Origin of the sequence: Candidatus Accumulibacter similis (assembly GCA_013347225.1) — a bacterium.
Lineage (GTDB): Bacteria > Pseudomonadota > Gammaproteobacteria > Burkholderiales > Rhodocyclaceae > Accumulibacter > Accumulibacter similis.
Genome location: CP054595.1, coordinates 697,185 through 723,359, shown reverse-complemented (window position 1 = coordinate 723,359; position 26,175 = coordinate 697,185). Strand labels below are relative to the sequence as shown.

The 26,175-nt window shown below is 60.8% G+C and carries 18 protein-coding genes and 1 pseudogene; 3 read left to right on the top strand and 16 right to left on the bottom strand.

The window, feature by feature from the left end:
• Positions 1-67 precede the first annotated feature (67 nt).
• Positions 68-337, bottom strand: a pseudogene (locus tag HT579_03165) (IS1634 family transposase).
• Between the two features lie 153 nt (positions 338-490).
• On the opposite strand from HT579_03165, the gene HT579_03160 reads away from it, so the two are divergent.
• Positions 491-1,687 (top strand): IS4 family transposase, encoded by a 1,197-nt coding sequence (locus tag HT579_03160; GenBank protein ID QKS31467.1) that lies wholly within the window; start codon positions 491-493, stop codon positions 1,685-1,687.
• Between the two features lie 13 nt (positions 1,688-1,700).
• On the opposite strand, the gene HT579_03155 is transcribed toward HT579_03160, so the two are convergent.
• Genes HT579_03155 through HT579_03145 form a run of 3 tightly spaced genes read right to left on the bottom strand, consistent with a single transcriptional unit; the run spans position 1,701 to position 4,260 of the window.
• Positions 1,701-2,483: an IS1634 family transposase gene (locus HT579_03155; GenBank protein QKS28038.1), complete on the bottom strand. Its 783-nt coding sequence runs from the start codon at positions 2,481-2,483 to the stop codon at positions 1,701-1,703.
• Between the two features lie 34 nt (positions 2,484-2,517).
• Positions 2,518-3,714 carry an IS4 family transposase gene (locus HT579_03150; protein QKS31466.1) on the bottom strand — a complete coding sequence of 399 codons (1,197 nt, stop codon included), beginning with the start codon at positions 3,712-3,714 and terminating at the stop codon, positions 2,518-2,520.
• Between the two features lie 57 nt (positions 3,715-3,771).
• A complete protein-coding gene (locus HT579_03145; protein ID QKS28037.1) occupies positions 3,772-4,260 on the bottom strand; it encodes a hypothetical protein in 489 nt (162 codons plus the stop codon).
• A 628-nt stretch (positions 4,261-4,888) separates the two neighbouring features.
• Between HT579_03145 and tnpB the strand changes: the two genes are divergently transcribed.
• Together tnpB and HT579_03135 are read left to right on the top strand one after the other, a co-directional pair.
• The gene (gene tnpB / locus HT579_03140; GenBank protein QKS28036.1) at positions 4,889-5,407 is read left to right on the top strand and encodes an IS66 family insertion sequence element accessory protein TnpB; all 519 of its coding nucleotides are present in this window, start codon (positions 4,889-4,891) and stop codon (positions 5,405-5,407) included.
• Entirely contained in the window at positions 5,322-6,890 is a 1,569-nt protein-coding gene (locus HT579_03135; protein ID QKS28035.1) for an IS66 family transposase, read from the top strand. The genes tnpB and HT579_03135 overlap by 86 nt, the downstream gene beginning before the upstream one ends.
• A 191-nt stretch (positions 6,891-7,081) precedes the next feature.
• Here the strand turns inward: HT579_03135 and HT579_03130 are convergent, their stop codons facing one another.
• The 12 genes from HT579_03130 to HT579_03075 all read right to left on the bottom strand — a co-directional run bounded on the left by HT579_03130 (position 7,082) and on the right by HT579_03075 (position 26,160).
• Positions 7,082-8,056 carry an aldo/keto reductase gene (locus tag HT579_03130; protein ID QKS28034.1) on the bottom strand — a complete coding sequence of 325 codons (975 nt, stop codon included), beginning with the start codon at positions 8,054-8,056 and terminating at the stop codon, positions 7,082-7,084.
• Positions 8,057-8,167: 111 nt separating this feature from the next.
• Positions 8,168-9,433 carry a glycosyltransferase family 4 protein gene (locus tag HT579_03125; GenBank protein ID QKS28033.1) on the bottom strand — a complete coding sequence of 422 codons (1,266 nt, stop codon included), beginning with the start codon at positions 9,431-9,433 and terminating at the stop codon, positions 8,168-8,170.
• The gene (locus HT579_03120; GenBank protein QKS28032.1) at positions 9,430-10,629 is read right to left on the bottom strand and encodes a glycosyltransferase family 4 protein; all 1,200 of its coding nucleotides are present in this window, start codon (positions 10,627-10,629) and stop codon (positions 9,430-9,432) included. Before HT579_03120 ends, HT579_03125 begins: the two co-directional genes overlap by 4 nt.
• Positions 10,630-10,681: 52 nt before the next feature.
• Positions 10,682-11,977: a hypothetical protein gene (locus tag HT579_03115; GenBank protein QKS28031.1), complete on the bottom strand. Its 1,296-nt coding sequence runs from the start codon at positions 11,975-11,977 to the stop codon at positions 10,682-10,684.
• 6 nt (positions 11,978-11,983) lie between these two features.
• The gene (gene asnB, locus HT579_03110) at positions 11,984-13,876 is read right to left on the bottom strand and encodes an asparagine synthase (glutamine-hydrolyzing) (protein ID QKS28030.1); all 1,893 of its coding nucleotides are present in this window, start codon (positions 13,874-13,876) and stop codon (positions 11,984-11,986) included.
• 22 nt (positions 13,877-13,898) lie between these two features.
• Positions 13,899-15,803 carry an asparagine synthase (glutamine-hydrolyzing) gene (gene asnB / locus HT579_03105; GenBank protein QKS28029.1) on the bottom strand — a complete coding sequence of 635 codons (1,905 nt, stop codon included), beginning with the start codon at positions 15,801-15,803 and terminating at the stop codon, positions 13,899-13,901.
• Position 15,804: 1 nt separating this feature from the next.
• A complete protein-coding gene (locus tag HT579_03100) occupies positions 15,805-18,510 on the bottom strand; it encodes a glycosyltransferase (GenBank protein ID QKS28028.1) in 2,706 nt (901 codons plus the stop codon).
• Between the two features lie 109 nt (positions 18,511-18,619).
• Positions 18,620-21,286, bottom strand: a complete 2,667-nt coding sequence (locus HT579_03095) for a glycosyltransferase (GenBank protein ID QKS28027.1) — start codon at positions 21,284-21,286, stop codon at positions 18,620-18,622.
• Between the two features lie 2 nt (positions 21,287-21,288).
• Entirely contained in the window at positions 21,289-22,023 is a 735-nt protein-coding gene (locus tag HT579_03090) for an ABC transporter permease (GenBank protein QKS31465.1), read from the bottom strand.
• Positions 22,024-22,092: 69 nt separating this feature from the next.
• Entirely contained in the window at positions 22,093-23,295 is a 1,203-nt protein-coding gene (locus HT579_03085; protein QKS28026.1) for an ABC transporter ATP-binding protein, read from the bottom strand.
• An 8-nt stretch (positions 23,296-23,303) separates the two neighbouring features.
• Positions 23,304-24,479 carry an ABC transporter ATP-binding protein gene (locus HT579_03080; GenBank protein QKS28025.1) on the bottom strand — a complete coding sequence of 392 codons (1,176 nt, stop codon included), beginning with the start codon at positions 24,477-24,479 and terminating at the stop codon, positions 23,304-23,306.
• A 7-nt stretch (positions 24,480-24,486) separates the two neighbouring features.
• Positions 24,487-26,160, bottom strand: a complete 1,674-nt coding sequence (locus HT579_03075) for a hypothetical protein (GenBank protein ID QKS28024.1) — start codon at positions 26,158-26,160, stop codon at positions 24,487-24,489.
• Positions 26,161-26,175: the final 15 nt, after the last annotated feature.

Below are 26,175 nucleotides of genomic sequence, written 5' to 3'. Positions count from 1 at the left end.
TGCCCGAGTTCGACAAAAATACGGCTAAGTGATTGTTTGTGCGCAATTCACGGGTTCGGAATTGGCACTACAGGCGTCTGGCGGAGGGCTCGGGCAGGCCGAGGGTCTCGAAAAACTCCTTCTGTTGAGGGGTGATGGCGGACAGGCCGGACGCGGACTGGCGTTGGTGCAGCGTGACCTGGTGGTACTGGATCCGGCGAGTGATTTCCAGGGCGCGCTCCGGGGAGATGAAGCTGGCCTTGGCTTTCAGGCGCAGGCGCAGCACGCGATGGAGGAGCAGAGCCAGGAAGCAGATCAGGGCATGCGCGCGGATACGATCCGGCAGGCGGTGGAAGACCAATCCTCACAAGTTAGCATATCCGCATATTTCGCGCGAAGCCTTGTGTCGGCCGTAGTCCTGCGGCAAAATAGCTCTGTAACCAATTGTTTATAAAGGAGAATCGCATGACGGCCTGAATATGCCAATATACTTGGCAGACTCTCCAAGTATCTGTTTTCACAAGAGTTACTGCAAGTGGCTCGCCTCGACGCCAAACACTTCACCCGCTGCCGAACCCTCACCCTGCCAACGGTCCTCAGTTTTCTGCTCTCCAGCGTTCACGCCGCCGTCCAGTCGGAACTCGATCAGTTCTTCGCCAACCTGCGCAATCGCGCCGACTCGGTTCGCGAGGTCACCGCTCAAGCCTTCTACCAGGCACGTTACAAGATCAACGCGCTGGTGTTCGGCGAGGTCAATCAGCACCTCATGGAACTGGTGGAGGAACACTTGCCGCTCCCGCGCTGGAGAGGTTTACGGGTGGTCGCGGCGGATGGCAGCGCGGTTCGCCTGACGATGATGAAGGACAACGTCCGGTCGATCGTCACGGGCGTGGCTTTCGGCCTCTACCTGCCGGGCATCGAGCTGTTTCTGAACTTCCGCCTGCATGAGCCTTTGTCCGATGAGCGTCAGATGTTCTTCGAGGCGATCGATTGTCTGCGCTCCGACGATGTGCTCGTGATGGACCGCGGCTTTCCCTGTCGTTGGCTGGTGTCGGCGCTGACGGCACGTCACATCCCCTTCTGCATCCGCTGCGATTTGTCGCGAGGATTCAAGGTGGTACGCGAGTTCCTGCAGTCCGGTCGAAGCGAGCAGGTCGTCGTCTTGCGCGCGCCCAATGCCCGTGATGCCAAGGACTATGAATGCCCGGCCACGCCGACCACGGTTCGCTTGGTGCGGGTAGCGACACCGAACGGACGGGTGCATGTGGTGATGACATCGCTCCTCGATCCCGTGACCTTTCCGGCCGCCGCGTTTGCCGAGCTGTACCACGGCCGTTGGCGAATCGAAGAGGCGTTCAAACGGATCAAGCACCGGCTGCAACTGGAGCATACTTCCGGCTTGTCTTGGCATGCGGCGCGCCAGGATTTCGGCGCCAAGGCGGTCTTCGACAACCTCAATGCACTGGCCGCCTATGTCGCCACCGATGCCCTCCTCGATCCCGGTTCGTCCTACAAGATCAACCGCACCTTGGAACTCGACAAGATCAAACGACAGATCGGCCGTTGGCTCCTGGCTGCAACCGCCACCACTCGCCGCCTCAAGCCCATCCTCCAGGAGATCGCGTTGAACCTCCAGAAGTTCGTCCCCAATCGCTCCCAACCTCGAAAACCGCAGCCGAAACCGCACCTCTCCCACGCTTACAAGTAACAATGACAATAGGCTAACTTTCGAGGATTGGGTGGAAGACCGGTGCGATCTCGATCTCGGACTTCAGGACACGAAATCCCCGTTCGATGTCGGCCAGCGCCTTGTAGCGGGCGACGATCTCAAGCGGAGAAGAGTCTGGAACGTTGGAGACGAGGACCAGTTTGCCATCCATCAGCCGGGCGCGTTGCAGCGCCCGTTCGTCGATCTCGTAGGTGAACAGCTCGGAGGAGAGATTCACCTTGATGATGTGCGCCAGATGTGCGTCGGCGACCGCCTTGTAGAAACGGTCGATCGTGCCGGAGTCGGACAGTTTCCTGCCCGGACGGGTCTCGCCGGCTTCCTGGGCATCGAGCTTCTCGGCCCACTGCGCGGCATCGGCCTCGAGCGCCGCGATACGCTCATCGCGCACGCGACCCTGTTCGCTGGCCCGATCCGGGCGGTGGGCGACGATCAGACGAAAGCCCTGCCACTGCTCCTCACCAAACACCTCTTCCGTCGCCAAGCGGCAGCTCTTCTCATGGAAGGACGCGAGCAGGCGGTCAAAATCCCCGTAGCGCCGGGCCGGGACGGCCAGAATGAACTCCAGCGGCTGATCGCCGACCCGCAGCGCCCGGATGGCTTCGAGATTGTCGAGACTCAGCAGGCCGCGATCGGCAACCAGGACCACGCGCCTGATCGGGTAGCGCGCCAGCACTTTCTCGATGGTCGGTACCAACGTCGTCGTCTCGCCGGTATTGCCGGCAAAGACCTCGTGATGGATCGGCAGGCCGTCCGCCGTCTGGACCACCCCCAACATCACCCAATCCTCGAAAGTTAGCCTATTGTCATTGTTACTTGTAAGCGTGGGAGAGGTGCGGTTTCGGCTGCGGTTTTCGAGGTTGGGAGCGATTGGGGACGAACTTCTGGAGGTTCAACGCGATCTCCTGGAGGATGGGCTTGAGGCGGCGAGTGGTGGCGGTTGCAGCCAGGAGCCAACGGCCGATCTGTCGTTTGATCTTGTCGAGTTCCAAGGTGCGGTTGATCTTGTAGGACGAACCGGGATCGAGGAGGGCATCGGTGGCGACATAGGCGGCCAGTGCATTGAGGTTGTCGAAGACCGCCTTGGCGCCGAAATCCTGGCGCGCCGCATGCCAAGACAAGCCGGAAGTATGCTCCAGTTGCAGCCGGTGCTTGATCCGTTTGAACGCCTCTTCGATTCGCCAACGGCCGTGGTACAGCTCGGCAAACGCGGCGGCCGGAAAGGTCACGGGATCGAGGAGCGATGTCATCACCACATGCACCCGTCCGTTCGGTGTCGCTACCCGCACCAAGCGAACCGTGGTCGGCGTGGCCGGGCATTCATAGTCCTTGGCATCACGGGCATTGGGCGCGCGCAAGACGACGACCTGCTCGCTTCGACCGGACTGCAGGAACTCGCGTACCACCTTGAATCCTCGCGACAAATCGCAGCGGATGCAGAAGGGGATGTGACGTGCCGTCAGCGCCGACACCAGCCAACGACAGGGAAAGCCGCGGTCCATCACGAGCACATCGTCGGAGCGCAGACAATCGATCGCCTCGAAGAACATCTGACGCTCATCGGACAAAGGCTCATGCAGGCGGAAGTTCAGAAACAGCTCGATGCCCGGCAGGTAGAGGCCGAAAGCCACGCCCGTGACGATCGACCGGACGTTGTCCTTCATCATCGTCAGGCGAACCGCGCTGCCATCCGCCGCGACCACCCGTAAACCTCTCCAGCGCGGGAGCGGCAAGTGTTCCTCCACCAGTTCCATGAGGTGCTGATTGACCTCGCCGAACACCAGCGCGTTGATCTTGTAACGTGCCTGGTAGAAGGCTTGAGCGGTGACCTCGCGAACCGAGTCGGCGCGATTGCGCAGGTTGGCGAAGAACTGATCGAGTTCCGACTGGACGGCGGCGTGAACGCTGGAGAGCAGAAAACTGAGGACCGTTGGCAGGGTGAGGGTTCGGCAGCGGGTGAAGTGTTTGGCGTCGAGGCGAGCCACTTGCAGTAACTCTTGTGAAAACAGATACTTGGAGAGTCTGCCAAGTATATTGGCATATTCAGGCCGTCATGCGATTCTCCTTTATAAACAATTGGTTACAGAGCTATTTTGCCGCAGGACTACGGCCGACACAAGGCTTCGCGCGAAATATGCGGATATGCTAACTTGTGAGGATTGCAACATCACCTGGCGCACCGTACCGCCCTCCTTGGCATGGCCGAAGTGCCGCAGGTCTTCGGACTCGTCGGTGCCGCCTTCGGTACGGATCGTCGTCAGGTCGTAGAAGACGATTGCCAACTCCTGATCGATCAGCGGCCGCAGCAGACCCGTCAAGGTGTCGTCTACCCGGTCGGCGCAGTCCGCCAGAGTATCCATCGTGCGCAGCAGGTGCTGGTGGATCACCGACTCGGCGCTCACCTCGGGAACCCGGGTGCCCTCCAGCCAGCGCAGGATCCCCAGCCTGGATTCCGGATCACACAGCCGGTTGAAGACCATCACCCGCAACAGGCGCTCGGCGTCGAACTGGTGCCGGTTGCGCAGCAATCGGCGACAGGCGTCGGCGAAGCCCAACTCCTTCCACAGGGCGGTCAGCAGCCAGGTATCGCCGACGCAAAGCGCCGGCGCGAAGGCGCCTCGCCGGTTCCTTCTTCCAGCGAGGGCTTCCCCGCCGCCCGCAGGAGCCCGTTGAGCAGCGAGTCGGCCCCGCCCGATCGGACCGCCTCGATGCGCCCGAGGGTGGCGATGACCCGTTGGCGAGGTACCCCGGAGGTGTCCCGGTAGGACTCGACGAGCTTGACGTACTGCCGTAAGCGTCCATCGGGCCCACCTACCAATCCCGTGCCAGTTGCCGCACCCTCTCGAGGTTTTCACGGGAGAGTGCGATGGGCAAGGCTGGCGAAGTGGCAGCGTACTGGCGAGGGCATGCAGCAGGTTGGCGCGCGAGTGGCGAGAGCCAGAAGGCCTATTGTGCGCGGAACGGGCTGAAAGCTGGATCGCTGAGTTACTGGCACCGGCGTTTGGCGAAGGAAAGCGGAACGGTCGTTGCCGCCGCGCCGGTGACTCTCGTTCCCGCGACGATAGCGCCCGTTGCACCCCACTCGGGGCCAAGCCTGTCGCTGTGCATGCCTGGCGGCTGGCGACCCGAATTCGCGGCGCTGCCGGCAGCCGACTGGCTGCGTGCGCTGTGCGGAGAGCGCCGATGACCGTTCCGCCCGGGCCCACGCCGGAGCGCATCTGGCTGGCAGTCGAAGCGGTCGATATGCGCTCGGGTAGCGATGGCCTGTCGGCCCGCATCCAGGCCAGCCTCGGGCGCACGCCCTGTGACGGTACTGCCTATGCCTTCACCAACCGGCGCCGGAACCGGCTCAAGCTCCTGGTCTGGGACGGCACCGGCGTCTGGCTGTCGCAACGCCGGCTGCACCGCGGCGCCTTCATTTGGCCCAGCGCCAGTGACCCCGTTTTTGCCCTTTCGGCAGCGCAATGGCGCTGGCTCGTCGCCGGCGTCGACTGGCAGCGCCGCGACGCCCCGGCGCCCGCCCACTGGCAAGTCCAGAGCACTGAAGTCCCTCAAGAACTTACGCCAAATCAGTGGTTTCGAGATCCCTGGCGCACATCTTCATGTGTCATCCAGCATGGATTTGGCCAGCGAACTTGCCCCTTTCTCGCCCTCTTCGGAACTGCTCTCCTGGGTCGAGAAGCGGGTCAGTGGCCTGCTTGAGCAGCTCGATACCCGCGCCACGGAGATTCATTGGCGTGACGCCAGGATCGAGAAGCTGACCCTCGAACTGGCCCATCTGCGGCGGATGAAATTCGGCGTCAAGAGCGAATCCCTGACCGCCAGCGAACGCGACCTCTTCGACGAAACCCTGGCTGCCGACGTCGCCGCCTGCGAAGCGCGCCTCGCCGAACAGCGCCAGGCGGCCGCGATGGGGCCGCATCTGCCGCTCCCCGAGAAAGCCAAACGCGAACGCGCCGGCCGTCAGCCCTTGCCCGAGCAACTGCCGCGCGTCGAGCACCTGCACGAGCCCGAAACCTGCACCTGCGGACAATGTGGTCAGGCGCTGGTGCGGATCGGCGAGGACGTGACCGAGAAGCTCAGCATCGTCCCCGCCGAGTTCTTCGTCGAGCGCCACATCTACCCCAAGTATGCCTGCCGGCCCTGCGAGACCCTCATCGCCGCACCGGCCGTCGCTTCGGTCATCGATGGCGGTTTGGCGGCACCGGCCCTGCTGGCCTGGGTGATGGTCAGCAAGTACGCCGATCACCTGCCACTGTATCGCCTCGAACGGCAGGCCGCTCGCTCGGGGGTGACCCTCTCGCGTTCGACGCTGGCCGACTGGGTCGGCCGTACCGGTGTCGCCCTGGAACCGCTCTGGCTGCGCCTCGCCGAACTGCTCCGCCAGGGCGCGGTGTTGCATGCCGATGAAACCCCGGTGCAGCAACTCGATCCGGGCAATGGCAAGACCAAGCGGGCCTATCTCTGGGCGTATCGCAGCAATGCCTTGGCAAGCGACCCGCCGATCACCGTCTTCGACTACCAGCCCGGCCGGGGCGGGAAGTATGTGGCGGAGTTCCTGCGCGACTGGCAAGGCGCGCTGATGGTCGATGAATTCGCGGGCTACCAGGCCCTGTTTCGCGGCGAGGTGATCGAACTCGCCTGCATGGCGCATGCCCGGCGGAAGTTCTTCGACCTCCACCAGGCCAATCAGCATCCGATCGCCGCCGAAGCACTGCGCCGAATCGGCGAACTGTATGCCATCGAGGCGGCGAACAAGGAAGCGACGGTTGAGGAACGGGCTCGACGGCGACGAGAAACGAGTCAGCCGCTCCTCGAGGCCCTGCATTTGTGGCTGCTGAGTAGCCGTCGGTCGGTCGCCGACGGAGGTGCTCTGGCAAAGGCCATCGACTACAGTCTGCGGCGCTGGCCGGCGCTGGCTCGTTATGCGGGCAACGGGTTCTACCCGATCGACAATAACCCCGTGGAGAATGCGATTCGTCCGATCGCACTCGGGAAGAAGAACTGGCTGTTCGCGGGTTCCGAGACTGCCGGCCAACGCGCTGCCGCGATCCAGTCGCTGCTCGAGACGGCTCGCCTGAACGGGATCGAACCGATGGCCTGGCTCACCGAGACCCTCGAAGAGCTCCCAAACTGGCCGAACAGCCGCATCGACGAACTGCTGCCACTGAAGACGACAGGCTGAGCGCGTCGCCCCGGAGGGGTGGCTGTGTCGGACGCTTACGATTGCGTCAAGGCTGCAGACGGCAGAGCGTTTCCGATGACGCATGTTCTGGCCCACCAAGATTGCAGGGGCTTATTGGGGCTTCTCCTGTAAGCCCTTTTGGCTGCCGGGTCAGCACCGCAGCAGCAACGAACACCGACGAGGTTTGCGCGTCAGGTGCCGTGGCGCCAAAGAAGCTCGTAACTGCGCCGTATGGCCCGCACGCTGTCGCTTTGCAGGGTCTTATCCACGGCGTCAGCGACTTCATGCAGATTGGCAACGCGCGTCGTGCCGAACACGCAGCTCGCTATCCCTGGATTGCCGAGGACGTAGGCGACTGCGGCCTGCGCCGGAGACATTTCGGCGATCGCCGCCAGGGTCTCGCGCATCTCGACGGAGATTCGCCGCAATTGACGGCCACTCGGCCTCAGCCATGCTCGCGCCAGATACCACAGGTCGGCTGGACTCCGGACGGTGCCGATCTTGCCCTTGACGAGGTGCCCCTGTCCAAGCACCGTTCCGGCAACGACGCCCGTGCCTGCTTCCGCCAGCCGGTCGATTACCGGTTCGCGGTCGAGCTGGACAACACTGTAGTCGATCAGAGCCATGTCGAAGACCTCGGGGTGGCAGGCGACGAAGGACATGTCGGGCTCGCTGTGCGTGTTGATGCCGAGGTAGCGATACATCCCCTTCCGCTTCATGTCGTGGAGACGTTCGAGCAGCGGTTCGCCGATTTCGCCCGGCGTGATTCCGTGCAACTGCAGGATGTCCAGATGGCCGCAGCGGAGGTTGGCAATCGACCTGGCACAGGACCATTCGATGTAGTCGGGCGAAAAGTCCTTGACGTTCATGCCGGGGCGCCGGAAGAGGGAGCCGGCGGGTACGACGGTTCCCGCTTTCGACGAGAGAACGAAGCGCCCTCTGTCGTGCGAGAGGACGCTGTCCAGCAGGCGGCCGAGGCGGGGCTCGGCATTGAAGCGCGAGTAGTTGTGCCCCGTATCGAAGAAGTTGATCCCGCGCTCGATCGCTTCCATGACCACTGCAGCCGCTTGCTCCTCGGGGAACTTCCTGTCGCCCCAAAAGCCGGAGCAGCCAAGGGCAACCTCGGAGACCTCGAGATCGGTCGTTCCAAGCCGTCGGTACTTCATGCGCTTCCCTTCGACGCCCACGCCCAGCCCCCGGCGATCGGTGACCACCCTCCTGCCGCCGTGATGATGCCGGTGCGCCGTTGCCCCCTGCGCAACCCGGTCCCGGACTGCTCAACGGAGCCCATCGGCAGCCGGGTTGGAGCCGCTGCCGGTCTCGGCAACCATGCGCAGGATACTCTCCATCCTTTGGCGCATCCGTTCCGCCGCGAAGTGGGATCGCACGAAGGCAAGGCCGTTGGCACCCAGGCGCTCACGGCACCGTTCGTCATCGAGCAACTCGCTGATCAACCGGCCCAACTGTCTGTCGTCATCGGGTTCAAACCCCAGCCCCGCCTGCGCCGTATCGAGAATCCGCCGTGCCTCGCCCCGGATGCCGCAAAGTACCGGCCGGGCACACGCCATGTAGTCGATGAGCTTGGTCGGGATCGCGCCGTCGAACAGCGGTATGTCCTTCAGCGTGACCAAGCAGACGTCTGCGGCGCTGAGATAGACACGGGCCTGATGCTTGGCTACAGGCGGAAGCACAACGACGTTGGCGAGGTCGTCCGCGGCGACCTCCTGTTCGATCGCCTGCCGTCTGAGGCCGTCGCCAACCAGCACGAACAGGACGTCGCCACGCTCGCGCAAGGAGCGCGCCGCCCTCAGGATCACCGGGATGTTGTTCGCTTCACCGAGGGCTCCGAAGTACATGACGACCCGCTTGCCTTCCCAGCCGCGAGCACTGCGCACCAGCGCAGCTCCTTGCGGATCCGGGTAGAGCCGGTCGAAATCGACGCCGCAGGTGACTACGTCGACCTTGTTCGCCGGCCAGCCGCGGCCGCAGATGTCGTCGCGAATGCCTTCGGTCAGTGTGACGATGCGTGCCGACTGGTCGTAGAGTCGCCGTTCCATCCATGCCATGATGCGGATCAGGGTCCGGTTTTTCAGGATTCCCATTTGCACCGCGGATTCGGGCCACAGGTCGCGCACCTCGATCACCAGCGGCGTTCGACGAATCCGGCAGACCAGGGCAGCCGCAAAAATCGGAAAGATCGGCGGTGAGGAAGCAAGCACCAGATCCACTTTGTCGATCGTGAGCAACCCGACGGCACCGGAAAGCGAGAACGACGCGAAGCTCAGGAGGCGCCCGAGGTAGCTGCGATGCAGCTCGGAATAGGTGAAGGTACGCAGCACCCTCACCTGGCCATCCCGTTCTTCCCGCCGGAGGCGACGGTACCACGGCAAGTTCGGTGTGTCGCGCTGCATGTACCCGGTTTCGCCACTGACGACGGTCACCTCGTGACCCCGCCCGGCAAGGAACTGCGCCAGCTCGTAAATCAGCGAATGGCCCGGTGCGCCCGTCCCTTGGTAGTACTGGTAGACGATCGCGATCCTCATTCCAGAGCCTCGTAGATGGCCAGGAGCTTGCCTTCCTCTGCCTCCCAGCAGACAGCCTTGCGCGTGTGCTGCAGATTCTCCCGCCAGACGGCGACGCGGTCGTCGTCGGCGAACAGTTGGTCGATCAGACCGGCTATCGCCCGGGCACTGCCCATGTCGCCAACGAGTCCGATCCCTCGCCCGGTGACCATTTTGCTGATCTCCGGCAGGTCGCTGCCGAGTATGGGGACGCCGGCGGCGATGAACTCGAACAGCTTGTTTGGCGTGCAGAAGTAGTTGTTGAGACAGGTCGCCTGGTACGGGATCACGCCAGCGTCGGCCGCGGCGGTATGCGTCAGCAACTCGTGCTGAGGAACTGCCGGATGAAAGAAGACTCGTTGCGCGCCCGGCTGCGAGCGGGCCTCGCGCATCAGATTCTGCTGCAAGGCGCCGTCACCAAGGATCACCAGAACCACGTCCGGGTTCGTCACATGGCGCATGGCTTCAACCAGCGCCTGCAGGTTTCTGTTTGCCGAGAGTCCGCCCTGGAAGAGCAGCAGCTTCCGCGTCGCGGGCAGTCCGAACAGCTCATGAAAACGGCGGGACCGCGGCGGTGGATCGGACGCGCGCTCGGCATTGCTGACGACATGCACCTGGCGAAGCGCATGGCGACGAGCGAGTTCACCGGCGATCGACTCGTTGATGGTCATCACCGCGTCGCAGTGTCCAATGTACCGCTCCTCGATCTCAGCCCAGCGCTTCTTCTCGCGGACGGGAAACTCCTGTTCGCTGTAGAGTTCGTGGCTGTCATAGACGAGGCGTGCGCCACGGGCACGCGCGACTTGGCAGGAGACCGGCAACATCGGCAGATCGTGAGCAACGACGACCTGCGGCGCGAAGCGCGAGGCCACACCGCTGTACAGCCTGGCGTGAAACGTCTCCTGATCGACAAGGAACCGCCACGCGAGTGCCTTCAGCAGCCGCATGACGGGGCCATTCATCGGCAGCCGTCTGGCAAGCTGCCGATACCCATCCGCCACCCGCTCTTCCAGCCCGCCGACCTCGGTGCCGCCACCAACGCGGACCACTCTCGAGTCGCCTCGCCTGTCAGCGTCTTCGTCCTTCATCGCCAGAATCGTCACCTGCCAGCCCGCCTTCTCGAGGCTGTCGGCCTGCAGGAGGATTCTCCTGTCGATCTGCCGATCTGCCGTCAGCATCAGTATCGATCTCGAATCGTGGTCCTGGCGTGCTGCCGCAGCGTCCATCACTTCACCCTCGCAGCCTTGACCAGACACTTCTGGCCAAGCGCGACACCGTCGGCGAACGATCGACGAAACGGCTCAGGTTGCGCCTGAACGACTGCCGGCGCCAATGCCTGGCGTACTGCTCCTGCATGGCTTCGTCGTAACGTCGAATGGTCCGTTGCACGGCTTCGCCATCCGTGGTCGACTCGCCGTTGGCCCGATGCGACTCGATGAGGCCGATCACTGTCGCGGCCTTGTACCCATAATGCAACTCCTTGCTGTCCAGGATCGTGTCCCGGCAGTTCCTGATCAGTCGCTCCACGAGTTGGCGGTCGCGCATCGCCTCCAGAACCTGCGGAAAATCGCTGGCATCGGCGCGGATGGGAATGTAGTGCTCCCATGGCCTGACAATACCGCTATAGTCGCCCTCTACCAGCACCTGGCAACTGCCGAGCAAGCCCGCTTCGAGCACGCGAGGCGAAATCGCGGTGAATGAGTGGCGCCCGTCGAGACCGGGGAAGCAGTTCGCCTCGACCTCCTCGAAAGACGCGGTCGGATGGGCCTTGAGATAGGCCCGGACCCTTCTCTGAATCTCCCCGCGCGGATCGAGAAGGCTGCTGCCGCTGTTGGCACCCAGGGTGAAGCGGCAGTCGCTCAGGAAGTCCAGCCACTGCGGGCCAAGCAGTGTTCCTTGATCCCCGAGAACGATGTCAATCGTCAGGCCCGCACGCCGCGCGGGTACCTTCACCAGTTCGCCAATCGCCCACTTCGTCTCGCCGATCCTGCCAAAGTACGGTGGCAGTCGGCGCGCCCTGTAGCCGATGTCGATCCGCCTGGCCGCGAAGGGCCTCGGCTTCCTGGCGAGGAGGGTCTGGTCGACGTACCCGGTGTAAGCCAGACGTATCGAGCCTTGGCGATGGTAGCGCGGATAGAGGACATCCCAATGCGAGGGGATCACCGAAAACACGTGGTCCACCCGCCAGTCGCACATCCAGTCGTCGAGCAGTTCGTTGCAGTCGTACTCGTCCTGCGGAAAGGCGAGCTTCAGCGCGCCACTGTGGCGGACGAAGCCGTAGATCTCCAGGATGTTCTGGAACATCGCCACAGGCAGCCAGCGAATGCACAGGAAGGTAACATCGAGGACGATGGCATCGAAGGCGACATCCCGGACGCAAGACGGTAGCGGCAGTTCCGTATCGTGGTAAAGGTAGTTGTGCTCAGGGAACGCGTCGCGCAACGCGAATACATGATGGCACAGAAAGCTGGGCGCCAAGCGCGGGTTTCCCAGCCGATGCAGCACCAAGATGTTCAGGCGGCTCATCGATCTTCAATCTATGAACTGCTGGTGCCACAACTCCAGGCTCAACAGGGCCCACAGATTCCGGCCATAGGTGCTTTGTGAATCCAGAACCGCATCGATCGAAACCGGACTGTTCAGATAGGGACGTGAACGCGCAGCTGCCGATCCGAACAGATCGCCAATCAGCTCGCGTGTCGGGCCAGGTCTCCTGAGCCAGAGATTGAGCGGAACCGGGAAGCCCATCTTGTCCTTGCGCTCACGGATCGCGACCGGCAGATGATCGGAGAAGACGGCCTTGAGCAAACGCTTCAGCTCGCCGTTGCGGAACTTGATGTCCGCAGGGATGGTGGCCGCAAATTCGACCAGCGGGTGATCAAGAAACGGCACACGTGCCTCGACCCCATGCGCCATGCTCATCCGATCCTCGACCTGCAGCAGTGCCGGCAGCAAGGTCTTGAAATCGAAGTGGGTCATGGAATCGAAATACGATTCCTTGCCGACGTTGCTGCCCCAGAAAATGCTCTTGAACTCCTCGAAGGCCGCCCGCTGCTCCAGGACCTCCGGTGCAATGATTTCCCCGTAGGTGTTCGCCCGGTTGATCAGGCGCCAGTAACGCTCATCGCGCTCGCCAAACACGCCGCTCGCCCAGAATTCGCGCAGCATCGGCTTGTACTGGCGCAGTGTCTGCAGATTCGGGATGATCGATTCGTAGGTCACCACGTAGTTGCCGTTGTGGAGAGTCCCTTCGATCGCCCCCTTGATGCACTGTTCGAAGTAAGCAACGAGGTAGCGTGCATAGCCTCCGAAGATCTCGTCTCCACCTTGCCCACCGAGGACTACCTTGATGTGCTCACCGACTCGTTTGGAAACCATGTATTGCGGGAAGGATCCGGGCCCTGCTGTTGGCTGGTCCAGGTGCCAGATCACCTTGGCAATGTGGTCGACAAAATCCTGCTCGCCAATATCGGTTACGTGCAGCTCCATGCGTCGCTCATCGGCCAAAGCCTTTGCATAGCGCGACTCGTCGAACTCCTCCCCATTCATGAAGCGGCCGTTGAAGGCCTTGAACGGCCCCTCGGGCCTCACCTCGCGAGCCAGCGCAGCGAGCAGGCTGGAATCAACCCCACCACTGACATAACTGCCGACTTCCACGTCAGCGCGCAGGTGCACGCGCACCGAATCCTCGAGCAGCTCGCGCAAACGCTGGGTAAACCAACGTTCCGTATGATCGTAATCGACGTCATAATGCACCTCCCAGTAGCGCCGGGGCTTTGGATTATGCCCGGCCAAGACGACGGCAAAATGGGCGGCGGGCAACTGCCATACCGATTCGACGAGAGTCTTCTCGCCAAGGCAAAACTGGAACGTGAAATAATCCGTCAGTGCGGCGCTGTTGACCGCGCGATCCCTCAGGAACGGCAGCAGCGCCTTGATCTCGGACGCGAAATAGAACCCGTCGTCAGTTGCGGTCCAATAAAAAGGCTTGATGCCGAACCGGTCTCGGCTGACGAACAACTGTTGCGTCGCGGTGTCCCAGATGGCTATGGCAAACATGCCACGCAGGCGCGATACGCAATCCGGCCCCCATTTCTGGAAAGCTCGCAAGACCACCTCGGTATCGGAATGGGTACGGAAGGACGCCTCCCCGAGTTCTGCCCGCAACTCAATGTAATTGTAGATTTCACCATTATAAATTATGCTGTAACGGCCGTCATCGCTGTGCATCGGCTGTGCACCAGTTTCCAGGTCGATGATGGAGAGCCGTACGTGCCCAAGGCCGACTTGACCATTTGCCGATACCCACTTTCCCATGCCGTCTGGCCCGCGATGACGAATTCTCGCCAAACCGGCATCAAGGTCGTCGAGCGATCGGGACAGCGCGCGCGGTTGGGTTGCCAAAAATCCGAAAATTCCACACACAGTGATTACCCTCTCGCCATTTTCATTGCTCGGTACTGGGTCGGGAAGCCGCGCCAGCTCGCCACCAACCGGCCCGGTATATGCCGAGCCATTCGGAAAGACTGATCCAGCGCCAGAGCTCCCACGAATGGTTGCAATGCCCGGCCTGATGTTCTTCCCAAAGCGTCGTTACCCTTTGTCTGTTGTAGCCTGGTACAATCTCCAGTGCGCCATCCATGACTCTCTCGTGCGCCCAGTCATGCAACTTGCTGCGTAGCCAGTGGTCCAGTGGCGCCGCGTACCCGACCTTGTCGGCACGCCAGCGAATCGATCGAGGAATGGTGTTTCCGGCAGCCACTCGCAATACCCATTTCTGCCAGCCGTTCCTCACGTAAAAATCGTCGGGGAGGGAAATGCAGAAGTCCACCATGTCGTAGTCGAGGAACGGCAACCTGCCCTCACGAGAAAAGGCCATCGAGTTCCTGTCAGCATACCGGAGAAGCATTGGCAGGCTGTTGTATAACAGCGCTTCCGAAATCGTCCGGCGCAATCGGCAACCGGGTTTCGCCGGAGCCGTGCCCAGCGAGTAAGGCTGGTGAAAGACAGATGACGAGGGCCGCCCCATCTGGCGAAGCTCCTCGGCAGAGTAGGCGACCGATGCATTGAATCGTCGCTGCGAGCCCACATACTGCTCGCTCGCGATGCGCAGACGGCGGTTGAACTTCGACGACTCCCGCATCGCCAGGGCAAGACGCCCTTGGTCAAGCAAATCAAGCTGCCGTTGCCTGAAATAGAACTGATAACCGGCGAGCAGTTCGTCAGCACCCTGCCCGTCGAGAAGAACCGTCGTATCGTGCTGGCGCGCGAGGCGCGCCACACACCATTGCAGATAGATGGACGCAGACAGGAACGGCTCCTCCTGGTGCCAGTGAAGCAGCGCCGACTCCTGTGCAAGACGCAAAGGATCGGGAGCGACCTGATACGAATTTACGCCAGTGTGCGCGACGACGGCGTCCACCTCCTTGCCTTCGGACATTGTGGGATCATCAGGGAAGACTGCGGAAAAGGTGTTCTGCGCAAAATTTGCTGCGCCGCGTTCGCGCGTCAAATAACCGACAATCACAGAGGAATCCAGACCACCTGACAGGCTCGACCCGATCGGAACATCGGCCCGCAGCCTCAGGCTGACGCTTCGCTGCAGCAGCTCGGAAAATCGCTCCACGGCCTCGCGCGGCGTCAGGCCCTCGTTCACGGACGTGTAATCAGGCGTCCAATAGCGCCAGCGCCGCTCTTCGGTTCCATCCTCACGGAACCATGCAGCGCTGGCAGGCGGAAAGCGTTCGATGCCTTCGAAAAACGTCAGCTCATCATCCTCATACCACGTTCCCGATCCGAAGCGATCCAGAGCGCCCTCGCTGACGGCGCAGCGGATCAGCGGATGGACCAGGATCGCCTTCATCTCGGAAGCCAAGAGCACCGTATTGAGTCGCCCCTGGGCGACAAACAGGGGCTTCTCGCCAAACCGGTCGCGCGCCACGAACATGCGGCGAGACCGTTCATCCCACACAGCAAAGGCGAACATGCCATTCAGCCGCAGCAGAGCCCCTTCGCCCCACTCTCTGAAGGCGGCAAGCAGGACCTCGGTGTCGCTGCGTGTCTGAAAGACATGGCCAAGTCCTGTGAGCTGACTTCTCAACTCAATGTAATTGTAGATTTCCCCGTTGAAAGCAATTCGCAGCGCGCCGTCGGCGGTCGCCATCGGTTGGTCTGCCGTGTGCGAAACATCGATGATCGACAGGCGCCGGTGCGCGAGGCCAACTCGCCCCCCGTTCCGAATCCAGTTCGATCCGTTGTCGGGGCCACGGTGAGCCAGTCGGTCCCGCATCGCAGACAGGAGGTCATCGCGGATCGGCACCGCCGGAGAAATGACACCCACAAAGCCACACATGTCAGCTCTTCCTGCCGCCTGCGGCCCTGGACCTCAGCGGCCGAAGCCTCTTGCGAAGACTCTCGGGCAGGCGCCGCCAGGCGGCTCGGGAAATCCGATGGATGAGATGTTGGAAGTCGCCGTTCGCGCGCCGATCAGTTGAAGTCTCCGGAGACGGCGACAACTCGCTGGTCTCCGCACGCCGCCCAGCGGCATCAGCTGTGGCGCCTTGGTCACGATAAACCGAAAACGGACCCACCGCCCAGCTCGACAGACCCATCGTCGGCTTGTTCGCGACGAGTTCCAACAACCTGCGATACATGACGTGGCTCACGGACTCCCAATTGAAGACGGCGAGGAAGTACCTTTCAGCAGACTCAGCCATGGCCGTACGCTCGGCATCATGGGACGCAAGGAACTGTATCGCTGCAAGCAAACGATCTGCTCTGCCAAAATCCACGACAACACCGCATTCGGCAGCCATCACGATCTGGCGAACGTAATTCGTATCGTTGGCCAGTAACGCCAGCCCCGCCGCCATGTACTGAGACATCTTGTTGGGACAGCAATTGGCATTGTTGGTGTTGGAAGGAGGATAAGGAATCAGTCCCACATCGAACCCCCTCGCTTCGCTCACCAGTTCGTCCTCGCCGACCGGCGGCAAGAACACAACAGCATCTCTCGAGAGACCGAGGTCAGAAGCCTTCCTGACCAGCGAGTTCTTGAAGTCTCCATCCGGTCCACGCAGGCAAAGCTGCGCATTATCCGGCACCGTCTTCCACACATGCAGGAGATCTTCGAGTCCACGCCCGGGGGTCAATAGCCCCTGAAAGAGGAACCTCACCTTTGATGTACGGGGCTGCGCTGGGGAAGCCTGCGGCGAATCCGAGCGCAGCGGGAACGCGCGTTTTGGGGTGCAATTCGGAACCGCGTCAAAGTGACAGCCGGTCTCGTCGCCCAAGAGTTCTGCCAAGCCTGGAGAAACAACCTGGCGCAGGTCGGCATGCGGCGCGAGTCGCCGCTCGACTCCCTGCCAGAATGCGATCTCGAAGGGCTCGGCTCGACCATCGTTCTCCGCCCAGTACTCGTGAGCATCATAGAGTACCTTCGTACCCAGGACTGCCTTGAGGATCAGGGCCGCTGGTAGCGCGGGCAAGTCGGCCGCCACGACGAATTGCAGCCCGCGCAATGACAGCACCGGCATCACGAGACTTCTCGTCACGTCCAGAAGGTACTTCAGATACCAGCGAAAGTCGTCCAAGCGCCCACTGGAAGTCGACGCCCCATAACGCTCGCAAAGTGCAACAGTGGGCAACGCAAGCGAACGCTCGAGTTCCAACAGTTCTCTCAGTGCCGCATTCCCCGCGGGATCTGATCCCACCATCGATGAGATCAAGGTCAGCCAAGAGGCGTCAGCCGCGACAAGCGGCTGGTCACCGAGGAATCCTTCCAAACCGGCGAGAGGGGACACCTCCGGCGCGCCACCTAGTTCCAGGCCCATGAGCGAGATCGTCATTTCGCCCGTTGCGCCTTCAAGAATCCATCGCAAGCGAGGGTCCAGGTGAGCACGGTGCGGCGCGAGCAGCAGACCATGATGGGCATCGTGTTTCACCAGAACGCGTTCCCTTCGTTTCCGGCCCTTCTCTTCCAGAGACAGCAGGATCCACTCATCAAGCCGGGCCACAAAGGATTCGATCCAGTAGTCCCGGTTCATCACGATCTCGTCAAGAGCGCACTCAACGATCGTTCTTCGAACCACAGGGTCCCGGGCCCGTTCCAGCACGTCATCCAAGTCCGCAAAATCCCGCGCCAAAGCAATATAATGACGACCGGCGAGGAAGATTCCAGAGTACTCACCCGGGTACATGATTTGCAGCGCGCCGCAGGCCGCCGCTTCGAAATGGCGTGGCGAGACTTGGTTGTAAGCCACATTGCCTTCGAGATCACGGAGTGAATCCAAGAAAGCCTCGCAGTAGGCGGAGTCGTCCCGGATTGGCCCGAGACGCTGGACAATCCCTTGAACTCTTCGGTCCAGATCGCCGTCCAGATCGAAGATGCTGGCACCCGACTCGACCCCAAGAATGCAGCTGCAGCGGGTGAGAAAGTCGAACCACGCCTCGCCACCGAATCGGTCCTCCCAACGGCTCGAAATATCCATGGCGAGGCCCCTGCCAGCCAGCCTTCTCTTTACCTCCTCTCCAATCTGCCTTTTCTCATAACACAGTCGCCCAAAGTCCAAGGGCTGAATGGAGCCACGATAGCCAATATCGATCGGCCGCACGGCCGTCCCGGCGAAGGCCGGGAATCGTGTCCGCAAGGATGGCGTCACATAGCCCGTCAGCATGCGGACGAACCGCACCCCATTGCCCACCACGCTGCGTGGATAGATCTTGGACAGTTCGCCATCAGGCAGGCAAGTCAGCACAACGTCGAAATTCATTCGACCAATCACTTCGGCGGTATGTCGGAAGCGATAGTTTTCATCCTGCTTGAAGAGCACTCGAGCTCCACCGAAATCAGCGAACTTCCTGGCGAGCAAGGAATCCAGCGAAGCAACATTGGCGGGATTATAGGAAGCCGAGTTGTGCACAACGACAGCATCGTAGGCATCGAGATCAACCTGAGGATTCAACCTGAGGTTGCCGGTATCAAAACGGTGGTGGAACAGGTTCAGGCAGGTTACCGTCAGCGAGGAAAGCCCCTGGATGGCGGCAAGCGTCTCCGGCACCGTTGAGATCCCCCGTGGGTCGAAGTAGCCTACCAACAGTACCCTTTCGGGCCTGCGGCTGATGAACCGCTGAAACTCGCAACCGTGCCTCGCCATCTCGCTCCGCATGCTAGCCACCCTTGACGGCCTTCTTGATCTTCGACCTGATGCTCGACGGCATCCTCGAATACACGAGTCGTGCCACGTGGTTAGCAATGGGCTGTTGTGCCAGTGCGGAGTGTAGTTTCTGGAGCGGCGGAACTCCGTATCGCAACACCAGTCTCTTCCCCAGTCTGACAACGTAGTCCTTGCTCCGCCGTCCCTGCGAGGCTCTCTCCCGATCGTCTTCCGCGTCGAGAGTCCCCGTTGCTACCGCCAATGCCACTTTCTCCTGAATCCCCTGAAAGGACGCCTCTCCCCCCAGCACGTCAGCAGCGCATGCCAGACCCAAGGGGACTGCCGGCAGACATGGGTGCAGTTCGCCGTCATCGTTGATCGCATGAACAGCCCCGTACATGAGCCTTCTTGGCATCCTGCGCAGACAACGCGCCCGCAGATCGTCATCGACCCCTTCGATAAAATGCTGATAGGAGTATTTCCCGGAAAGAATCACATCAGCGTAGGCCCGGTCTGTCATTTCCCGGACGAGACCGTCGTCCCGCAGCTTGCTGACGACCTCGTCAAAGTTGGCGAAGTCCTTCCGGAGAGGAATGTAGTGCAGGTCGGGCTTCACCACCCCCGAGTAGTCGCCCTCGAAAAGTATGAGTGCCGTGCGCAAGCGGATCGCCTCGAAGATCTTCGGCGAAATCTGGTTCATGCGAATCTTGCCGTCATGCTCCGCCAAAACCGCTTTCCAGATCTCACCGAACGGCATTGTCGGATCGCCGGCCTTGAGACGGTCGATCTGCGCACCAAGCGAGCCGTCAACGTCGAACACGTTGGAACCACTTTCCGTCCCAAGTGTTGCCCTTGCCGAACCAAGAAACCGGTACCATTCCTCGCCGTAGATACGCGCCTCAGCCTCGCACGAGATATCGACCGGCAGCCCGATAGCATCCGCAAGGCGCTTGATCTCAGTACCAATCAGATACTTCTCGTGCCCCAGCTGACCATAAATCTCCGGCAGCTTCCGGCCACGATAAGCGATCGCTGTGCGCCTGGCACCGAGAGGCGTCACGAAGCGATCCATGCCCCTTGCTTCCGGAACATAGCCGGTGAGGGTCGGACGAAAGTCCGTTCCGGGAAATCTGTAGGCGGGATACACATCTTCCCGCTGGTCCAAGGGAACACAGGTATAGACCAGGTCGAAGTTCAACCGATCCATCCACGACCTCGCGCACTCAATCGACTCATACTCGTCCTGAATGAAGAGCACCTTGAGGCCGCGGAAAGACTCCAGTGCTGCGGCAAGATTCTCGACCAGGTGATGCGGCCTGGAGACGCGAATCGAATAATGAACGATGACGACGTCGAATATGGAGAAGTCGATGGCGCCAACGGTTTCGATTGCGGAACTTACGCCCCAAAGGTTCGTCGCCGGAAGGAATGTCACATCATGCGAGGAAAAACGCTGAAATGCCCGGAGATGCTCTTCAATTGTCCCAACGTGACACGATGCGGGGTCAAACAGCAGCGCCACATTCAATGGCACAACCGAGTCGCGAGCCTGCCGAGAGACCGAGTTCAGCTCCTCTAGGACACGCTCGAAACGTCTATCGTAGGAATTCGCCCGTGCCAGTTCGCTGCGGTTACGGACCACGGCCGGGTCATGCCGGCTCACACTAGCGCTCCGTATGGCGTCGGCAAACTCCTCTGCGGTGCAGGCAAACTTGATGATACGTTCGTCGGCCGCATGCGGGGCAAGAGCTTCAATGGGAACAGAAACGACCGGCAAGCCACACGCTACGTACTCGAAGGTCTTGAGAGGAAGCGAATTTCGGATCCACGCATCCTGAATAAAGGGGATGATGCCAACGGAAGCCCGGTACATCTCCCTGCCAAAATCCTCTGGTGACATCGGGCCAATAATTCCTACATTCTCAAGCTCGCGGAGCCTGCGCGTTCCCGAAGATTCAACGCACCTTCCGACGAAACGAAACTGGTAGTCGGGCAAGAGCAAGGCAATTTCATGAAGGAGATCGTAGTCCAGGCGTGCATTCAGCGCCCCCTGGTAGATCACCACGCGCCCCCGCTCCAGGTCAGGGACGCTCCCCGAGTTGCCCAGCCGGGCAAAGAACTCAAAGTCGCAACCGTTCGGAGCCACTACGGCCGGACCGGTATAGCCGCAGCTCTTGCGGATTTCATCCAAGATGGGCTCGGTCACCGCAACAACAAGATCAAGCTTGCCAGCCAACCGTCGGATGGAGTCCGGGACAACTGCAGTGGTGCGCATTGCCGAAGACGACGTGAAGTAGTCTTCTGTCGCATGATAGACACGAAGAGACTTCGGCAGGGCGGAAATCAAGTTCTCGTAGTTTATGGAATCGTAAATCCACAGCAACGGGCTCTTGATTCCTCTATGTCTGAGGAGAGACAGAATCTCCTCTATCTGATTCGCCTGGACTGGCGCGCTGACACTGACCAGATCAACGTGATCAAGCTCCGAGGCAGCAACCCTGATCTTTTCCCCGACTTCGCGTTGATTCTGGACAAACAGTACGGGAACATGCCGCGCAAACCGCGACGCGTAATGATAGCGGTTGCTTCTAGGCTCGGTTTCCCAATCCGACCATGTCAGGAACAGTACGGCATCGAACTGAACTGTCGAAGTCGCGGCGTCACAATATGGCGTTTTCATCTCTATATCGCCGAATCAAAGGAACCCTTCGCACGCCGAAATGCCGCGAGCCCGAAATGCAATATCACCCAGGAGATGGTGGCCACGAACAGGAGGCCAGGCCAGCTTGGAAATGCGTTGCCAATCAAAATGGACCGGTATGCCTCGGAAATCTGATAGAAAGGATTCGCCAGCGAGATTTTCTGAATGATCGTCGGCATGCTCTCGAAGGGGTAGAAGATCGGCGTCATGAACATGATCGCAGTGAGCAAGGTGGGCAGAATCTGCAGGACGTCGCGCACGAATACAGCAATGGCCGACAGCCAGATGCCGACAGCAATTATCCAAAAAAACTGCAGCAACATCACGACGGGGAGAAGAATGACGTGCGCAGTAACCGGCGTTCCAGCCCAAGCCAACAGCAGGAGCAAGAACACAAAGCTGACTGCCAGATTGATGGCCCCCACCAGCGCGCCGGCAATCGGCAGGAGTTCTGTCTTGAACGCCATGTTCTTGACGAGGCCGGATGCGCCAACCACGGAATTGGCAGCCCCCATGATCGCCTCGGTGGTCGCAATCCAAGGGCCGTAACCGCTGATGAGCCAGATGACGTAAGCAAGAGTCGTCTCGGCGCCTGGGAGCTTCACCTTGAAGACGAACCCGAAGATGTATGTGTAGAGGGCGAGCATGAAGAGTGGATTGGATATGGCCCAAAAGCTGCCCAGCGAAGATCCGAGGTAGCGGTCGCGCACATTCATCTTGAAGAGGTTGATGAGCAGCCGGAGATCGTATCGATTGAATCCGAACAAGGGGAACTTCTCCTGGGGTCAGGTTTGCGCTGCGGCGGTGACAGGGTAGTAGAGCATCGGCCTTCCGCCCGCAGGCGGAGTCAGCGTGAAGACTTCGAAGACCGTCGAGTGTTCGCTGCACGGTTCGGAGTCGTCAGCTGCACATTCGAGGAACATTGCATCCAGGCGATAGATCGCAGCGCCCAGGGCAAGGGGATCGAAGTCGATCTCGATGCCGACCTCGCCATCGTGAAACGAATAATCCGCCAACCGGAAATCCTGTTGAAAGACCAGCAATTCGTCAAGCCGTACGATTCGTACACGGCAGACAGCGGTCCCAGAGGCGCTGCAGTGGCTGCCGAAAACCCGAATCCGCAGTCGAGCGTGCGCCTCGACCCGCTGCGAACCAATATCGTCGCTTCCCGAGAGCAAGCAGATTCGCCGAATCTGGCTTCCCGCCCGCCGCGAGCGGTTGCCGACGTGGGCGCGGAATCTTTGCAGGAGCGCTGCCTCGTCCTCACCACGAACCTCCTCGATATACGCCGTCGTCACGTCCTGCGGCCGACCGTCCATGACAATCTGCCCATCCTTCATGTAAAGGCAGCGATTGCAGATTTCCCTCACCGACTGCATGCCATGGGAGACGAGAATGACGATCTTTCCCCGGGCGCAAATTTCGAGGATGCGGGCCGTTGCCTTGACCGAGAATGACGCGTCACCCACCGAGAGCGCCTCGTCAATGATCAATATTTCTGGGTCGACGTGTGCAATCATGGCGAATGCGAGCCGGGCCTTCATCCCGGTCGAATAGGTGCGCACCGGATAGTCGATGAACTGGCCGAGGTCGGCAAACTCGATGACTTGATCGATTACCCGGTCCACGTCAGTACGCGACTTTCCCTGGATTTCCCCGTCGACGTATATGTTCTCCCGCCCACTCAAGTCGTCGCGCAAGCCAACTCCGAGGGTCATGATCGACGTGACCTTCCCGCCGATGCGAATGCTGCCGGTTGTTGGCTCCGAAATGCCTGCGATCATGTGCAGGAGAGTCGACTTGCCGGCCCCATTGCGTCCAACTATACCGATTCGCTCGCCCTCGGTGATGGAAAGGGTGACCCTGTCCACGGCGACCTTCCCGCCGCCACCGGGTTCCTGGTCACCATCGACTGCCATCGCGGCGACCAGCTCGCCAGTCGCCGAGCCACCGACAGGGAAAACCTTGGATACCTGATACAGTTCCACGTAAAGGCTCACGCAACCTCCGCCGGGATCGACCGCGAAGCAAACGGCAGCCTGACTGCCGCCGGAAAAGGGTTGCCCTCAACACGCAATGTCAACCCATTGCCATAGGTCCACGATCTGCAGTCCAGACCCACCCGCTGCCGCTCTCCATCCAGAGGTCGCCGGGTCAAGAAGATGTTCAGGGAATACTTGCCTGGCGCGAGAGGCAGTGCCGCAATCCGGAAATTGGCGCTATAGCTTCCAGCCGTGTCACCTATCGGGTGGTATTCGGAAAGAATCACGATTTCCCAGCCAATGCCGACGCGCAACATCTCGATTGAAATGGCACAATCGACCGCAGTATCTGCCAAAATCTCAACCGGGAGCCGGATGCACGAGTCTTTCCCGGATTGCAGGACGAACTCTGCCGGAGTCGATTCCGGGAATCGTGCCGTCCCGGCCTTCGGGATCGGCAACTTGAGGTAGTTGACGACCGCAGAATCACTCGAGCCGACGAAGGAGAAGCGACCCTCTTCGATGACGCATGCCTGCTCGCAGAGCTTGACAACGGCAGTCCAGTCGTGGGTGACCAGCACGCCCGATGCGCCCCGCAGCAAACGCTCCCGCATCCTGCGCCAGCACTTTGTCTGAAAGTGTTCGTCTCCCACCGAGAGCAACTCGTCGATCAGGTAGATTTCGTGCTGGTACGCGGTCGCTACAGCGAAGTACAGACGCGCCGCCATCCCCGAAGAATAGGTTCGAATGCGTTGATCGAAGGCGTCGCCCAGTTCGGAAAAATCGGCTATTTCTTCCAGAACCGGCGGGAGAGAGTCGCCGGCGACACCCATGAATCGCAAGTAACGGGTGGCATACTCGCGACCGGTGAGATTGGGATTGCCCATGCCTCCCAATTCGAAAAGGCCACCAATCTGCCCGTTGATCTCGATGTGGCCCGTCGTCGGCGTGTACACCTGGCCGAGCAGACGCAGCAGCGTGCTCTTTCCTGCTCCGTTCCGGCCAAGGATACCGACGATTTCCCCACGTGGAACAGTCAGCGAAATGTCCCGCAAAGCCTCGATCACCGGACCCTTTTCGCGACCATCCATGCCGAGGAGTATGCGCCAGACGCGTTGCTCACGTTGCACGGCAAACCTCTTGCCGAGGTTGACGCAGCGCAAAGCGAAGCTGTGGAGAGGTTGCTTCATGTCGCACTCAGTTCCGCTGTCGCAACAGGGGATCGCCTCTAAGCAGCGCGCTGTAGATCTCATCGAACCGCCGTCCACCAGCCGCGGCGGAGTGCCACTTCAGGGCAAACTCCCTACCGCGCCGGCCTATCTCCAAGCGCTTCTCGGGATGGGCAATCAGGTCGCGCAGGACAGTCTCCACCGTCTGCGGTGTCGCGCTGATGACGGGGAGTTCATCGGCATAAGCGGGGAGTTCCTCACGGACGCTCTCAAGCCATTCGGGACGGATGAAACAGATTACCGGCTTTGCCAGCATCATCGCCTCGCGGATGTTGGCGCCAAACCAGCCGTAGCTCAGCATGTCCAGAAAGATATCGGCCTGCGCCTGCAGGAAGCGGACTTCCTTGTTTGGAATTCCGGTCGGCTCAACCAATTCGAGAAGCATCCCCTCGGCACGCAGGCGCGCGATCAGGGGAAGATAGACGTGCGACGACTTGATGTTGACCCCGTCGCTGCGGGTTCGCTCGTCACGGTGTCCGACCGTGTGATACAGGCGAACCGCACCTTCAGGAAGGCGCGGCAGGCGATACTGCTCGGGAATCTCGATTTCAGGATGCCAGAGTTCCGGGTCGAGGCAATAGAACCCGGGAGCTTCATGGACTCGTGGATCGTCATTGAAATCAACACGGTTTCCACCCAACGTGCATTGATAATCGGCGACCGAGTTTCTGAACTGCCCCCAGGCGAGATTGCGAGCGTCACTGCAAACAGTGGGTTCATCCTGCCAGCGACAGATGGAGCAAACCGACTCCGGCCCCCATCGCGAGAAGGCTGTTTGGGAAACCCCGTCCAGGCAGCCGTTGTGCGAGTAAACCACCTTCTTTCCGAGATCCTTGAGGAGATGGATTTCGCCGTGAATTCCCAAGCACTGCGCCACAGCCGACTGGATACCCCAGCCGAAGGCGATGCCATGTGCGTTGGAGAAATGAAAAACGTCGTAACCGTAGAGCGAGGAGAGATAGAAACCCAACTCGCCCTCGAGACTCATGTCGACATCACCGCCGAGGCGGAAATCTTCACCATGGTAGTAGATCCGGGTTGTTGGATTGGTGTCCCAGTTATAGACATCGGCCTTCCACCCAAGCGGACGCAGGGCGCGCGACAGGTACCAAACGTTGTAGTAGGCCTGGCCGCAGAAGAGCACTCTCCGAGATTTCAAGGCATCGAACGCCGGCCTGAGGGCGTGCGAAGAGGCGTGTAGAAAAGCAATCTCCGCCAACAGGTCGTCCGCAGACGGCGGGTCGGAAGGATCCGCCGCGAGGCCAGCACTTGAGCGGACCATGCGGCGGAGTTCCCGCTCATGTCGGGCAATGCTTGGGAACTCGGCCAACCTTTCGGCTTCGACCCCCGAACAAAACGCATCGACCCGCCTCGGCAGATCATGGAGCCGCCTGACGAATTCCAGCAACTCGGCCTTGAGCTCCGGCGCGAGCTCGGCCTTGAGCTCGGCCTTGAGCTCGGCCTTGAGCTCGGCCTTGAGCTCGGCCTTGAGTTCCGACATGAGCTCCGGCTTGAGTTCCGCCTTGATCTCTGGCTTCAAGGATGTGCTGAGCCTGCTCTTAAGCACGTCCTTCAATTCATTTGGAATGGCATCAAAGCCCGCACGCGCGGCACGTTTGACAAGACGATAGTACGAAGGCACGGACTCTTCCCTGCG

Coding starts and splice junctions, on each gene's coding strand:
- HT579_03155 (QKS28038.1), bottom strand. CDS start 2,483: ATGTTGGGGGTGGTCCAGACGGCGGACGGCCTGCCGATCCATCACGAG.
- tnpB (QKS28036.1), top strand. CDS start 4,889: ATGACCGTTCCGCCCGGGCCCACGCCGGAGCGCATCTGGCTGGCAGTC.
- HT579_03135 (QKS28035.1), top strand. CDS start 5,322: ATGGATTTGGCCAGCGAACTTGCCCCTTTCTCGCCCTCTTCGGAACTG.
- HT579_03130 (QKS28034.1), bottom strand. CDS start 8,056: ATGAAGTACCGACGGCTTGGAACGACCGATCTCGAGGTCTCCGAGGTT.
- HT579_03125 (QKS28033.1), bottom strand. CDS start 9,433: ATGAGGATCGCGATCGTCTACCAGTACTACCAAGGGACGGGCGCACCG.
- HT579_03120 (QKS28032.1), bottom strand. CDS start 10,629: ATGCTGACGGCAGATCGGCAGATCGACAGGAGAATCCTCCTGCAGGCC.
- HT579_03115 (QKS28031.1), bottom strand. CDS start 11,977: ATGAGCCGCCTGAACATCTTGGTGCTGCATCGGCTGGGAAACCCGCGC.
- asnB (QKS28029.1), bottom strand. CDS start 15,803: ATGTGTGGCTTTGTGGGTGTCATTTCTCCGGCGGTGCCGATCCGCGAT.
- HT579_03095 (QKS28027.1), bottom strand. CDS start 21,286: ATGAAAACGCCATATTGTGACGCCGCGACTTCGACAGTTCAGTTCGAT.
- HT579_03090 (QKS31465.1), bottom strand. CDS start 22,023: ATGAATGTGCGCGACCGCTACCTCGGATCTTCGCTGGGCAGCTTTTGG.
- HT579_03080 (QKS28025.1), bottom strand. CDS start 24,479: ATGAAGCAACCTCTCCACAGCTTCGCTTTGCGCTGCGTCAACCTCGGC.